The organism is Pseudobdellovibrionaceae bacterium (genome assembly GCA_020635075.1).
Taxonomy (GTDB): domain Bacteria; phylum Bdellovibrionota; class Bdellovibrionia; order Bdellovibrionales; family UBA1609; genus JADZEO01.
In genome coordinates this window covers 1,864,892-1,878,355 of record JACKAM010000001.1, presented here as the reverse complement: position 1 = coordinate 1,878,355, position 13,464 = coordinate 1,864,892, and the positions used below count along the sequence as shown (strand labels likewise).

The window sequence follows — 13,464 nt, the reverse complement described above, 5'->3', positions numbered from 1 at the left end:
ATGAAGGGAGAAATTTGGGCGACCTTGAACCTTATGGAACTGAACTGTCCCTATCATCATTTGGCCTGGGTATATTATTTTTGACTATTCTTGGGCCTCTGTTTCTTGAGCTTGGAGCTGTTCCATTGAGCCGGGTGGTCCACTTGATTTCTCACTAGGTTGACTGAATCACGAAATCTCAGTTTTCGATTCATTTGAGTTGATCCGAAAATATATTTCGCATCGCACCAACACGCTAATGCTCTGCCTTATCAAGGCTACTGCGTCGGTTGACAGGTTGTTTTTAAATTAGTTATGTTACTTTCTTGAGAAGTAACGAGACCAAGGGAGGCGGTTGTGGAAACGAATTCGAATGCGGAAAAGCAGGCTAGATATAGAAAAAAGGAGAGGTTGAAACGCAAAGGAGATCAGCTGATCCGAAAATGGCAACTTGAACCCTGGAAGCATCACCAAAAGAGTTTGCAGGAGATAAACCAGTTGGTAGAGGCGGCGACTAGACTGCCGACGGGTTGGACCGACGAAGATTTTTTGAAGGCAGAGGTGAAACTCAATCAGGTTTATTCTGAAATAGTCTCGCCAGTGAACCAGCTCTCAAACGATGTTCACGAAACCAGGAATGTATCTGAAGAATTCTTGAAATCTCCTGACCCATCAAAATTTAGTGCTGATTTGAAGCGCGCAGAGGAAGAGACGAACGCGCTTGCTGCCCACCTAATTTCTGCACTCAACCTATCGAGATGCAATGATGCGGATAAAGCGGCTGCTGTAATGGAGGCCGTCCGATTTATAGGTAGAAGCTTGGCGATGAATGACGAGGTGCCTTGCTCTCAAGCGACTACCATATGCCTGGCAACCATCAATTTTAGCTACGAAAGACCTGAATGGTTTTCCAAGAAGTTTGCGAAAACGCTTGCTCAACGGGTTCAACCAAAGGAGGTGTCTGAAATTGTAGGACACCTGAACCCAAACAGGAATTTGTAAAATGGAGGCAGTCAATTTGTTGGATGAGTATTCGGTCGAAATAGAATGTGTGTTTGAAGGTGAGCGATATTCAGTTAGAGACAATGGAGCTATTCTCCGACATGAAAGACCGGGCGGTAGATCTCGTCCCAACGACAACAAGTGGACATTTGGAAAACCGAATAGGCAAAATGCATATTTGATGTTTTCCGGCGTGAGGGTACACAGGATTGTTGCGACCGCTTTTCATGGCGATCCACCAGATCCCAAATATGTAGTTGATCATATCGACACCAACTGTCGGAATAATCGGCCGGAAAACCTGAGATGGTTGACCCGACTTGAAAACTCGTTACAGAACCCAGTCACTAGGAAAAAGATTGAGTATCTTTGCGGCAGTATCGATGCATTTCTTGAAAATCCATCTATGCTAAATGGCCTGGCGACGGGTTCAAACTATGCCTGGATGCGGTCTGTGACGCCAGAGGAAGCTCACAATTGCAAAGTTCGGATGTCGGCTTGGGCAAAGTTAAAGAAGAAGCCTAGCAAGCCAGGAGCCAAACCAATACAGTCGTTTGGATCTAGAGTCTATAAACCGCTACAAAAATGGGAAGTTGGACTAGCTGGAGAACCGGGACTTGAGTTGACCTGCACTCCTGGTTGCGCCAGTTTCTTTTGGAGAGGCAGAGACAAGTTCCCATGTAGTCCCGAGGAGACCGGTATCAACCCAATCTCTGATTACTTTCAGAAGCTTAAGCCGGGTTTGGAGTTTTCTTATAGCGATTTAGATGATTGGAGCCCAAGGCTGTTGATCTGCGACTATGAGTTAATAAATGAAGGAACACTAATTTTGGTGATGTGTGAAAGAGATGATGGGAAGTGGACGGTTGCTGGCATTGAATTTCATGGAAGATCTCAGCACTTTGTTCACTTCCATCTAGGCGATTATGGCGAGAGAGGTGAAGCGGAGTCTGCATTTGAAGGAAAGAGGAGGCTCAAGGATTTTTGGAGTGAGGCGTATAAATCGCAGAACAAAGTCATCTCAAAACCAACCGTATCGTCGATAGAAAGTATAGAGTGTAGTGCTGGGCAGTCGTGATGAACTATGTTGACTTCTGACTTTGATGTTAGCTCTTTTTGGATTTTTTAACTGATTTATGGTAAACTAAATTCGATTTTTTCGGCTTGAGCATTACCACAAAGGAATGCGAAGAGCCGGAGTTGATGAATGCATTTGTCAATCATTCTATCATCGACCTCGTTTCACTCCCAAAAGGCAATATCTTTATTGCCACAAGCGCTCAGGCGCATTGTGGGTTAACGAGACTCGTACCACTTAGCAGGTAATCATCCGTCGCTCTCTCTGTGAGAGCTCCGGGAAATTGAACCGTATCAGCGTAAAAGCCCGAAAATCGCATAACGCTTAATTATGCGAATTTGGATGCATGGAAAAGGTTATCAAAAACAAGAGCTTATGAGATGCGGCCGAGAGGAGTTTAGGAAAGGCGGCGACGTTGACCGCCTGGCAAGTCGCCTCTGAGCTGTACTAGAGCGCACCTTGAAGTGCGCCTCGGGCAATTGAAGAGCGCATTTGTTAGGGTAGTGATTTGGTCAGTTGTTGCTCATACTCATCTAGGTACGACCGAAGGTGGGCCATTATTTTTTCGAGCGCCTGTTTACTGTGTACCCTTTCTGGCCCAATCATTCCCACCAAAATGGGACCTCCGTCTTCAACCGAAATCGAGTGTTTCCAATCAATTGCACATGGATTTCTGCTGTCGTATATCAAGTTTGCGAGAGAGGCCAAATTTCCTTTGTAAATGCCATCAACATGCCTTCTTAGTCTTCGAACGGCTGAAGCTTTAGCCCTATCGATCTGACCAACTGTGTGTTGAGCCCTGGGAGATGGATTATTCTCAAGGCTTCCAAGAACCATTAGGGCGCTAGGGCTCCACTCAAACTGCCTTCCTACGACCTTCCCGTAATGGAGGTCTGCAAGACGAGTAAAAAACTCTCGCACCGGAATTTTGACTTCTTTGCCAAGTCCTTCCTTTTCCTTACATCGACTTGCCAAGACGTACATGTCGGAGATTCTATTTGTTTTTTGTTTGGCATTGGAAAGGTGCCGGATCATGGCCTTTGCTCCGGAGCCCAAGTCTTGCTTGATTTTCTCAAGGTCCACTTTTCGGTAAACAATTTCGTTTATCATAGCAATCCTCTGCATTTATCTCTATTTAACTGAATGATACAAAAAATGCAATCTAATGTCAAATATCGACTATTGACATTATCAAATGGTTAATGTTACAAGATATGTAGTGCCGATCTTTCTGGTCGGCAATTTGTTAAATGGGCTCTTCTTCGAGCGTAACTGTCCGGAGGCAATCCATGGACGTAGAAACACAGGGACGTAAATACCGAGTGCGCCAGTCCCGGCACAAACTTGAAACGGCGTTACTTGCCAAATTTCCAAACAAGCTGATTTCGCCAGCAACAATCGCTGACTTTCTGAGGGAAAAATTCAGGGTAAGGATTTCCAGCGAAAAGGGCCCTCACTGGGTATACCACAAGATTGATGAGGCCGGCTTTAGAGATAGGCCCGGTGGCCCGATTAAAGAACAGTATGTTCACGTATTTGAACTCATAAAGGAAAAATCCAAGATTGATCCCAAAAAAGACTTTTGGATACCTTGGGTGAAAAGAGAGCATGTGGTTGAGTTTGTAATTCGTATTATTGAAACAGTTGGCTATTTCCCAAGTAAAAGAGAATTCTGATGGGCGAATCACTTCCGCCCGGAATGCAGGGAAATCGTTGGATTGATGTGAAGACAACCGCCAAATTGCTAGGGCGATCAGTAGCCGCTGTGAGGGCCCTGATCTACAGAGGAAAGTTACCTTGCCGAAAGTATTTGGGAAGAATATACGTTGATCAATATGAGCTCATGCGAGCCATCGAAAACTCTAAAATGTAGGAGCTTGACGATGGTTAGAGAGTATTTCGTTGATGGCAAGAGGCTCTTTCGAGCCTCTGTTGTTCGAACTAGTAAGAAGAATCCTGCGGTTACGGTTAGAAAGACCAAAACAGGAATACATACTTTGCAGGAGGCTAAAAGAATTGAAAGGAGGCTAGAGAAGTTGGTGTTGAGGCTCGTCACCGAGAGAGAAAATGACCAGGAAAAATGGGAAACGTTGGTCGAGAGGTGGGAGCTTTCAGTCAGGAGGGATTGTATTTTCACATCGAGAATTAGTGTGAGAACCCTGGCTGATTATCTTTCAGTCATTCATAAACACACCTCGGACTGGATGAGTCTTCCTGTGAATAGGCTGGATAAGGCTCAGGTCTGGAGAAGGTTGCATGAGGTGGAGTCTTCTTTGTCAATCTCACGCCAGAAGAAGTTGCGATCGGCGATCGACTCTGTATTGAAGTGGGCTGCGCTTTCTGGAGCGCTTCCCAAGTCATTTAGCCTTCCTACTGAGGGTTATAGGGCCACCCGGAAAGAAGAAGAAAAGAAGCCCGAAATTTTAACCATTGAGGAGGTAAGGACTCTCTTGAAGCGAGCAAAGGAACTCAAGCACCCTTGGTACCCAGTCTGGGCTGTAGCGCTCCACACGGGAATGCGTAGTGGCGAGCTTATCTCGCTGAGGTGGCAAAATGTGGACATGGAAGGCGCTGTTATCTTTGTTCACGAGAATTGGACCAACAAGACCGGGTTTGGGCCGACCAAGGGAAGGTACTGGAGAACTGTGCCCATAAACTCAGAACTTGCCTCTCTCCTTAAGGAACTGAAGGGCATCTGTAAGGGCTCAGAATTCGTTCTCCCGAGGTTTCAGGCGTGGAAGGATGGACGGCAGGCAGAGGTACTCAGGGCGTTTTGTGTGGGCGTAGGTTTGCCTTCAATAAGGTTTCACTCCCTCAGAAGTTGCGCCTGTACAGCCCTTTTGCGTGATGGCGTTGCACCGGTAATTGTTATGCAGATTTTCGGGTGGAAATCACTCCAGGTCATGGAGAGGTACCTCAGGTTGGCTGGTTCGAGTGTTGCTGGAGCAACCGAGGGATTAAAATTTCTGCCGCCAAGCGATGCAATGGGACGAGTAGTGAAGCTATTTGGATCTGAGTGAAGGTTGGGTGCCCGAGGTCTCCAAGCCCTTGTTTTTCTTCAAGGTGCGACGAAACCTCCAGTTTTCAAAGCGACGTAGGCGCGACTGAAAACTGGATAGGAAAACGAGTGCAGTTAGCGCGTCCGTGCCAATCGCACGGCGCGAGAACAAGCGAAAGTCCACTTTTTCAGTTTAAAGGTAGTAGTCGGATCCAAAGGTCCATTCCGGAGACATACTTTACACTTTTTAGCAGGATGCTAAAAATTTAGTTGCCGACTGAAAGGAGGCTGAGCAACCAGGATGGGAGCGAATAATCCGGACTCCGCCGTAAATTCGGTTCACACTCGTTAAATGCTCAGAATCCTGATAAAACCTTCGACACTCCCTAGGGCTGGTCGCCCAGTCCGTTCTATTTGGCCTGGTACGGCCTTTGCCTCTTTTAGGTACCAAGGACCGGTGTAGTCGTTCATTCAGACCTTCCGTGGGTCGACAGATCGGGGTTGTAAGTCAGCTGACGTTGGGTAACCACATCAACTAGTCCCTTTACAAATTGGTAGGTTAAAGAATTCGTTGTCACGGTTGGGAGTGATATGAAATCTGTTTCGAGTCATCTATTGGCGTTGGCTTCCTGCGCCTTGGTCGCCCTTCTTCAGTCATGCACCGGGGTTCCCGTTCCCCTCAAATCGCAAGCATCTTGCGAAGGGAAAACTTGTTCCTCTGGCAGCCCTGAAAACCCCGGGAATCCTGGCAGTAACCAATGTCCCAACGGTGCCATGGACTTTCCAACCTGCAGTCTACCTCAGCAGCCCCCAAAAGATGTCTGTCAAAACGGGGGCAACAACTATCCCTCTTGTACGACCTTCAATGTCTGTTTGAATGGAGCCAAAAACTATCCGGACTGCAGCAGCTTTGATAGCTGTAAAAACGGGGCTGACAATCCACCCGCCTGCACGAATGTTGTGCGGGATGTCTGGCAAGGCGTTCCTCCTATAATCGACTTTCACGCCCATATTGTTCCCTCGTTGGGCAAAGCGGGTAATCAGGCCTATATTGCCAAGTTGATTGCTGAAACCAAGAAAGCGAATATTAAAGTTTCAAAGACTGTTTTAGCTCTACATGCCAAACATCAACACGACATTCAGGCAACTGGACAGCCTAAGTATTCGCCCTCTCATGACCAATGGATCTCTGAACTCTATCAGGCCAACAAAGAGCACATCATACCATTTGTGGGCGGTTTTGATCCGGCAGATCCCCAGGCCCCCGCCTATGTGGAACGAATGCTTAAATCTGGCGACTGGTTCGGAATTGGTGAGCTCGACCTGCGCAATCAACCTAAAGATACCAAAACTCCAGCTAACACTCCGATTATGATGAAAATCTACCAGGTTGCGGCCAAGTATCAGGTGCCGGTTTTAATCCATTACGACATGAACTATGGAGTTCCAGAGTCGGTGGGACTTGCCGAACTTGACGATGCCATCACCAAAAATCCCGAGACCACCTTTATCTTTGCTCACTCTTGTCCTCTCGGGCTACTTGAGCCGTATTCAAATCTGTACTGCGAAACCGAACCCGCCATGGAGTTTCCCAGCTACAACCAACTGTCGGAGCTAAAGATGTTCGACAGGATTATTCTTGGTACCGATATTCAGAATAACAATCTACAGCTTTTCTTTCCGGGTGGATCATACTCCTACTCTCAAGGAATCGGAATTTTGAGGACTGCGGTCATAAATAACACGGGCGGCAACTACAAATACCGCGATATGATTACTCACGGTAACGGGCAGAGAATCCTCAAGATGGATCGGTTGCCAATTATTGATCTTCACGCTCACATTATTCCTTCACTGGGCAAGGCAGCCAACGAACAGTATATTGCCAATCTCATGGAGGCCTCGGAGCAGGCTTTTGTGGTTAAAACGATTCTTTCTCTCCACGCCAAACACAAACCAGAAAACCAGGAGGGTAACCTGGGCGGCAACCTTCCCACCTACTCCCAAGATCACGATCAGTGGATTGAAGAGTTCTATCGAAAATACCCAGATCAGATTATTCCCTTTATTGGGGGCTTTGATCCGGCCGACCCTCGGGCCCCTGGTTATGTAAAAGGGCTTCTGCAAAAGGGCTTCTGGAAGGGGATAGGGGAGCTGGACCTAAGGAATATGCCTAAGGACACCAAAACCCCAGCCAACACCCCCATAATGATGGAGATTTATAAAATTGCCTCTGAGTTCAAGGTACCAGTTCTCTTTCACTACGACTTTGACTATGGCACTACGGTGGACCTGGGACGAAGAGAACTGGAAGATGCGATCACCAAAAACCCAGCCACCACCTTTGTTTTTGCCCATTCCTGCCCCATTGATTTGATGATGAAATTTAACAACCTCTACTGTGAAACCGAGCTAGGTGTAAATTTCCCTACGGAAGACCAACTGGTACAAAACAACATCTTTCAAAGAGTCCTCTTGGGAACTGACGTGCAAAGCCCCGAGTTGGGACTCTATCTCCCAGAGTCAGGTCAGAGCCAATACTACGCCAAGGGCCTAGAGAATTTGCGGGCTAAGGTCAATGCTGAAACCAAGAATCATACCCACTTCAGAGAGTTCATCATGTACAAAAATGCCTCAAGGCTTTTGAACCTGAATATAAAATGAGAGAATCGGGTCAGATCAATTCTCAATGAAACCAAACCAGTCCGGAGCGGCCCGGTCGGAGTACTTGTAGGTAGTCTGATCGGGAAAAATAATTCGGATCTCGTTTTTTTGACCGGGATAAGGGTCCAAGCTGTGGGCGAGAAAGGCTTTGCCAATTGTCATGGTCGCCATGACCTCAGGCCCGTCGTTGAGTTGAGCGGAGGAGGTGACAATATTGACGATTGGTGGGTAATTGAATTACATCCCTATCGAAGGAGAAATATTTTTTCGGCACTTCAGAGAATCTCTACTGACACATCCCAGGGGTTCTCAAGCGCACTTTGCAGGCGCGAGCGCCAATCTCCCACATGAATTTCCAGTTTGTGGCCGTTGGGGTCGAGAAAGTAAAAGGAGTCACCTTCTGAGATATTTTCTTTCCAGGCTTTGGCACCAGACTCGCGGATGCGTGTTACCATCTTTGGGAAGTCACTCTGTGAAATGGTAAAGGCAATATGGGTGTACTCAGGCAGGGCTTCTTTGCGAGTCGATGAATCAAGATCGAGACAAAACCACAAATCACCCGCAAGAAAATAGGCACCACCCTTCCAGCGCAAGATGGGCTTAAAACCCAAGACATCCTGGTAGAAAGAAAATGACCCTTCTAGGTCGCGAACAGCAATGGTGATATGATTGAGCGATGTAATCATGATCATTTTCTATCATTTTCAACCGCGGCGGCCCAGCCAAAAACCAGTTCGGGTCGGCGCCGCACATTAGGACCAGAGTTTGGAAACCCCTTCCAAAGGCCTAGGTCCAAAGTCTGTTCTCACACAAAAGTCAGTCTCCAGGACTAAAGCATCCTCAATCCAAAGTCGATGAGTCGTTGATCCTATGCTTTTCCGGTCGTTGGTCTTTCGGAAATTCAAAGGAGTGCATCTATGCGACGACATCTTCTGTTCTCGGTGCTGATTGGACTGGTCTTTGTTTCAGTGGCCCATGGCCAAACTTGTCCGTCAGAGCATTCTCCTGGTGTTCTTTGGTCCGGAGCCGAACACTGGTATTTGGGTGATCAGGGATTCTCTGAGGCCTGTGCTGAAACCCAGTCGACCAATGTCTACTGCCAGGGACCCAAGGTTCCCCGCAAAGATAAAAAGCTCTCCCTGACCTACGGTCAAGTTCTCACGCTGGGTGACTTTTATCTGGAAGAAGAGCTGGCCTGGGAAGAGGACGGGAATACTGAGATCTCAAATGGTGGGATGAAGCGCATTTTCAAGTGCATAGACAAACAGGGAAAGGTTCACGAGGAGCAAAGGGAAAAACCAGAAGTGGATTATCCTCATTGCCAATGGGCCATCTTCTTTAACAGTCGGCATAGCCTACAGACGGTAATGGCTAATATCGAACATTTCGGATGGAACAACATGAAGGCCTATGTGCGGGCGCACACCAAGGCTCTCAATGAGGCCAAACTGGCTGGCGAGTTACGTGCTCAAGGAGATTTAGAAGGCAGCGATCTCCACTTGCGTAAGGCCCTGTACCTAAATGCCTTTGGCGATCACTTTCTCACCGATGCCTTCGCAGCTGGACACATCCGAGTGCCCAGGAGGCAGTTGAAATCTTGGGGAGAAGATCGATTGGGCGGACTGTTTAAGAAGTTCAAAGGCGATATTTTGTCGATGGCCCTTCACGATACTGAAGCCAAAGATCCCCAGGGTTTTGAAATTGGCTTTCCGGTGAAGAACTCGGAGAATCTGAGGTGGCGAACACGCTCTGATTCAAAGCTGAATGAATGTCGTCAGGAAAGTCACATTGGTATACGAATGCCGGTTGAGGCCGTATCCCAGTCAGTGAGAGAAGTCCTACTAGCTTATGAAGAGGGGAGCATCCCAATTGGTGTTTTTGCTGCCGCTGCGCTAGTCCCCTACGCAGATGATTCGGGTCTTGAAGCCAAAGTGGCTGCCCTTGCCGGAGAAGAGGGGCTTGACCATTTGGCTGAACGACTGCGTGATGCCTTGCCCAGCGTACTCAAGTTGATTATCAGTGAAGGGGATTTTCGCAAGATGCTGACCAATATGGGTTCGATTATGGGTCTTTTTCGTCAAGACGTGGCGCGGGATTTGGAGAGGGACTCAAAGTTGAGTGAAAGACTTCCCCGCGCCTACATTGATGCCTATCTGAATGTGAACTAGAGGAGAGGGCCGGGTTTACTCCACCAACCACTTCATGTCGGCAAACAAGGTGATGAGCTCGGCTCGATCAAAGCTAAAGAAGGTGGCACCGATGCTGAGCAGAGAGCCCCAGGAGCCTCCTACCTTGTCAACGGCATCGGTGAGTTCCGATCCGGCCAGTTTCCCATTCTGATTATGGTCAAAGCGCAGAACAAAAGTTTCCACATATTGTAGAAATACAGATAATTCCACCAGTCTGGCTTGAGAAAGGTATTCCAGTTCATCGTCTTTTAGACCTAAGGCGACAAAGGCCTTGGAGAGCATTTTGTCCCACTCCTTCGAACTCAGGCCTTGCTGGAATTTTACCATTTCTGGCAGGTGGTGGTAGTACAGGGCAAAGTTCTGGCCGATAAATTTTCTCACACAATCGCCTTGAATAAAGGGCGCACCAAAGCGTTCACCCATGCTTTCTTTAAAGTCACAGGCTGTTTTTAGGTCCTCGACCATTTTAAGAGTGATTTCGGTGCCCGAAAGCACATTGTAATAGTACTCGACCCCTTCGGTGAACTCGACGATGTCGTTGCCGTTACTCTGAGGCATAAAAAAGCGGGTGTCGCGGACGATATCCTTGTAGTAGTCGTCATCATTTTTATCCACAAGTTCCAAAGCGACCAGTAGAGGTTTCAAATCCCGATAGACCCGACCCAGCTCCTTTTCAGTCAGGCCAGTGCGGTTCATCTGTCTTGTGGGATCAGTCGCGTAGGCATTGGCCAATAGGTGAACCAGAGCCCTTTGCCAGTTGAGAGTCGACACGGAAAAGCGCTCCGGGATGTGACTATAGTTGTTGTAGTCCAGGTAAAGACGGTAGTCTTCATCCTGCCTCACCGCCCAGGGGGCACAGTCCGTGATGCGCTTCATCTCCTCAAAGCCATAGTCGGATTTTGGAAACCTCAGCAGAGGGGAGCCGCAACTGGGTAAAGCGACAATCGAGGTAAAGATCTTGTTGATTTCGATCTGGGGTTGAAACCACTGATCATACTCGCGCAAGAGGTTTTCCATATGCCTCATGCTAAATCCGTCGCTATTGCTGATGCCGCTGGCCAGCAGTTTATCGACGAGAATCTTCCAGGTGGCGAGAATGGTAGACACGTCAAAATCTTCCGGAAGCAAATCCGCCGCAGGTAAGGTGGACAGCAGGCCCTCAATCTCAGCGTGGGAAAACTTGAAATCCTGATGGCGCCGTAATCCCTCAATGAGGATGCGTGAGAGATCACTGACGGTCTGGTCCACCTGATGCAGGGGTTCCCCTTGCGTGAAATCCTCGTCAAGGATATGAGCAGTGAAGCGAATGGTGATACCATAAGCCTGTCCGGCGAGATCGAACAGATCAACCCATTGGTGGCTCAGAATTGATTCATGACCTGAGCCCAATAGAAGCCCCTTAGCATGGGCCAAAATGGGCACGTAAAGGCTGAACTTTTTTAAGCGGTCAATCGGGTCTTCGTAAATGAGAAAGTCGTCCACCTCGGAGACCAAGCGTTCCAAATTTGAAAACTCGTAGTTCCCCTGGTACTTATTAAACATCTGTCCAATCTGAACCAATGACTTGCTGAGAAGGGCAATAGCCGCGTCTACAGGGGGATGGTGGCTGGTGTCCGAGTTTTTGTCCTGCAAAGGCAGATTGATGACCGACATGTGTGGATAGAGGTCAAGGGTGATTTGTTTGGCCTGTTCAAATAGGCCGCGCATTTCATCCAGTTGCACTTTGGTCATGTAGGTGAGATCTCCTCCGAGCAACAGGGTTTTGACCCGCATAATCTCAACCAGAAAGCTGTCGCTAATCTCTCGATCCGTCATAAAGTACTGCTGAAGGAAGTCCCTTAATTCGTTTTTGTGGAAGCGATGCTGCTCTTCACCCCGAACGTACTTGTTCAAGAGCTGAACGGCGTTGTTCAAGCAGTCCCAGAACTCGACCACTTCTTGCTCAGAGAACTTGGCGTAGACATAGCGCTCGATGGAGTCAGCAAAGTGATCCACGCAAATACGACTGCCTGGAATGGTCACGCTGGTAAATTGAACATAGGGTTGATTCTCGTTCACACACCCCAGACTGAAGGTCAAAGTTCCGGAAATGAGGAGGGTGAAAACTGCTAGGCACAGGGCTCTCCTAAAACTCATAGGATACCCCCAGGCTAACGCGATCGTTTGCGCGGTAGTCGCGGATCACTCCGCCCTCAGACTTCACGGGTTTATCACTAACAATTCCTAAGAGATCAGCCTGAAAGGTTGCTGTCCATTGTTCGCGAAAGGTCCACCCCCACCAGGAGTGAAAGGCCAATCCCATTTGGTCGGCGTCATAGGTGATGCTGGTGTTGGTGGTGATAGATTTCTCCGGACATCCGGGGATTTGTCCTTGGTATCCCAGGCGCAGGGATTTGGTGTACTGGTAACGATGTTCATAGTAGCTGTTGTCTTTGGCAAATTCGCCCTGGTCTCGTGCGTCGCCACCGTCGACAAAGCTATAAGTGACATAGGCCTGAGAATTCTGGTTATCCTCCCCTTCAAAGTCATAGCCAACGTAAGCGGTCCAAACAAAAGCCCGGTCCACGGTTTGCGTGATCCATGTGTCCGGGAAGTCATTGGGTTGAGGATCGTCACTGATGATAGACGCCCAGGTCTGCCACCCATCTAAGTTGGCCATGCCAACTTCAAGGGTTCCGATGTGGTGATAACGAAGGTTGGCTTCTGAAGTCACGTCCATGCGGTTACTGGGGAGATCCAGAGTGGTAGAAGCCGCCGGCATAATTTGATTCATGGGTTTATGGGCGTAAGAGGCACTCCACTGAAAATCATCCCAATTGCTTGACCACTGAATAGCAAAAGTGGGGCTACCTATCATTCTTTCCTTGTCCGGATCTTTGAGGGAGTAGTAGTTGACCACTTGCTGGGAAAACAATTCGGTGGTTCGTGGTGGTGGACGAAACCAGGGACTTTTGGATTTGAACTGCCCCTCTGAGTTGATGTCAAATGATGGACCAAACTCAGGAATGGTAAAGGGACTCACCAAAATGTAAAGTCGGTGATTGTTGCCAATTTCCTTATCTATGTGGATGCCGAGCATTCCTTGTTGTTCCGGACGCAGCTTGTCCCAGAAAAAGCGGGGCTGCCAGAGTCCTCGTTCCCAGGTTTGGTCGGCCTGGCTCCAGGTGTGCCTCTTAAATCCCCAATAGGTCTGAGTGTCCAGGATCTGGGTTTGGTAGTAAATGTCGCGCAGGTGGAAATTGTGGCTTTGCTCCCCACCACTATATATATAGGATAAATCGACAAGGTAGCTGGGGTTTTCGGCCCACCGGTAGTCAACGCCTAGAACAGAAGTGTTGCTGGATACTTGGTCGTCGCGGAAAAAGGCTTTGTCTGAACTGGTGTAGTGCCACTGTTCAAAGGAACCCACGAGAGAATAGGATCTTTCCTCCGCCGCTCCCGGCTTGGACATGAGAAAGACAGCCAAATAACCGCAGCCATGGCCGATGATGTGTACCCAACGCAGCTGACTCATTCTCCCCCTTTTTGCAGCGAGCCTTCGATGTCTTCGAGTC

The 13,464-nt window shown here is 48.2% G+C and carries 12 protein-coding genes; 7 read left to right on the top strand and 5 right to left on the bottom strand.

The genetic code is table 11. The annotated features are described in order from the left end of the window. Positions 1-336 precede the first annotated feature (336 nt). Positions 337-981 (top strand): hypothetical protein, encoded by a 645-nt coding sequence (locus H6624_08160; protein MCB9084306.1) that lies wholly within the window; start codon positions 337-339, stop codon positions 979-981. Position 982: 1 nt separating this feature from the next. Next, complete coding sequence (locus H6624_08155) at positions 983-2,059, top strand: HNH endonuclease (GenBank protein ID MCB9084305.1); 1,077 nt, start codon at positions 983-985, stop codon at positions 2,057-2,059. A 495-nt stretch (positions 2,060-2,554) separates the two neighbouring features. On the opposite strand, the gene H6624_08150 is transcribed toward H6624_08155, so the two are convergent. Next, on the bottom strand, positions 2,555-3,169 hold the full coding sequence (locus tag H6624_08150; protein ID MCB9084304.1) for a hypothetical protein: 615 nt from the start codon (positions 3,167-3,169) through the stop codon (positions 2,555-2,557). A gap of 179 nt (positions 3,170-3,348) precedes the next feature. On the opposite strand from H6624_08150, the gene H6624_08145 reads away from it, so the two are divergent. The 4 genes from H6624_08145 to H6624_08130 all read left to right on the top strand — a co-directional run bounded on the left by H6624_08145 (position 3,349) and on the right by H6624_08130 (position 7,721). Beyond that, complete coding sequence (locus H6624_08145) at positions 3,349-3,735, top strand: hypothetical protein (GenBank protein ID MCB9084303.1); 387 nt, start codon at positions 3,349-3,351, stop codon at positions 3,733-3,735. Continuing rightward, positions 3,735-3,932 carry a helix-turn-helix domain-containing protein gene (locus H6624_08140; protein MCB9084302.1) on the top strand — a complete coding sequence of 66 codons (198 nt, stop codon included), beginning with the start codon at positions 3,735-3,737 and terminating at the stop codon, positions 3,930-3,932. The genes H6624_08145 and H6624_08140 overlap by 1 nt, the downstream gene beginning before the upstream one ends. Positions 3,933-3,942: 10 nt before the next feature. Next, positions 3,943-5,079 (top strand): site-specific integrase, encoded by a 1,137-nt coding sequence (locus H6624_08135; protein ID MCB9084301.1) that lies wholly within the window; start codon positions 3,943-3,945, stop codon positions 5,077-5,079. Between the two features lie 569 nt (positions 5,080-5,648). After that, the gene (locus tag H6624_08130) at positions 5,649-7,721 is read left to right on the top strand and encodes an amidohydrolase family protein (protein ID MCB9084300.1); all 2,073 of its coding nucleotides are present in this window, start codon (positions 5,649-5,651) and stop codon (positions 7,719-7,721) included. 15 nt (positions 7,722-7,736) lie between these two features. Here the strand turns inward: H6624_08130 and H6624_08125 are convergent, their stop codons facing one another. Next, complete coding sequence (locus H6624_08125; GenBank protein MCB9084299.1) at positions 7,737-7,892, bottom strand: hypothetical protein; 156 nt, start codon at positions 7,890-7,892, stop codon at positions 7,737-7,739. A 104-nt stretch (positions 7,893-7,996) separates the two neighbouring features. Beyond that, positions 7,997-8,407 (bottom strand): VOC family protein, encoded by a 411-nt coding sequence (locus H6624_08120; protein MCB9084298.1) that lies wholly within the window; start codon positions 8,405-8,407, stop codon positions 7,997-7,999. Positions 8,408-8,638: 231 nt separating this feature from the next. On the opposite strand from H6624_08120, the gene H6624_08115 reads away from it, so the two are divergent. Continuing rightward, entirely contained in the window at positions 8,639-9,889 is a 1,251-nt protein-coding gene (locus tag H6624_08115; protein ID MCB9084297.1) for a hypothetical protein, read from the top strand. 15 nt (positions 9,890-9,904) lie between these two features. Here the strand turns inward: H6624_08115 and H6624_08110 are convergent, their stop codons facing one another. Further along, complete coding sequence (locus tag H6624_08110) at positions 9,905-12,046, bottom strand: hypothetical protein (GenBank protein ID MCB9084296.1); 2,142 nt, start codon at positions 12,044-12,046, stop codon at positions 9,905-9,907. Then, the gene (locus tag H6624_08105; GenBank protein MCB9084295.1) at positions 12,036-13,424 is read right to left on the bottom strand and encodes a hypothetical protein; all 1,389 of its coding nucleotides are present in this window, start codon (positions 13,422-13,424) and stop codon (positions 12,036-12,038) included. Before H6624_08105 ends, H6624_08110 begins: the two co-directional genes overlap by 11 nt. Positions 13,425-13,464: the final 40 nt, after the last annotated feature.

Excerpts from the sequence above, each read along its gene's own strand:
- H6624_08155 (MCB9084305.1), top strand. The coding sequence starts at position 983 with ATGGAGGCAGTCAATTTGTTGGATGAGTATTCGGTCGAAATAGAATGT.
- H6624_08150 (MCB9084304.1), bottom strand. The coding sequence starts at position 3,169 with ATGATAAACGAAATTGTTTACCGAAAAGTGGACCTTGAGAAAATCAAG.
- H6624_08145 (MCB9084303.1), top strand. The coding sequence starts at position 3,349 with ATGGACGTAGAAACACAGGGACGTAAATACCGAGTGCGCCAGTCCCGG.
- H6624_08140 (MCB9084302.1), top strand. The coding sequence starts at position 3,735 with ATGGGCGAATCACTTCCGCCCGGAATGCAGGGAAATCGTTGGATTGAT.
- H6624_08135 (MCB9084301.1), top strand. The coding sequence starts at position 3,943 with ATGGTTAGAGAGTATTTCGTTGATGGCAAGAGGCTCTTTCGAGCCTCT.
- H6624_08130 (MCB9084300.1), top strand. The coding sequence starts at position 5,649 with ATGAAATCTGTTTCGAGTCATCTATTGGCGTTGGCTTCCTGCGCCTTG.
- H6624_08125 (MCB9084299.1), bottom strand. The coding sequence starts at position 7,892 with ATGGCGACCATGACAATTGGCAAAGCCTTTCTCGCCCACAGCTTGGAC.
- H6624_08120 (MCB9084298.1), bottom strand. The coding sequence starts at position 8,407 with ATGATTACATCGCTCAATCATATCACCATTGCTGTTCGCGACCTAGAA.
- H6624_08115 (MCB9084297.1), top strand. The coding sequence starts at position 8,639 with ATGCGACGACATCTTCTGTTCTCGGTGCTGATTGGACTGGTCTTTGTT.
- H6624_08110 (MCB9084296.1), bottom strand. The coding sequence starts at position 12,046 with ATGAGTTTTAGGAGAGCCCTGTGCCTAGCAGTTTTCACCCTCCTCATT.
- H6624_08105 (MCB9084295.1), bottom strand. The coding sequence starts at position 13,424 with ATGAGTCAGCTGCGTTGGGTACACATCATCGGCCATGGCTGCGGTTAT.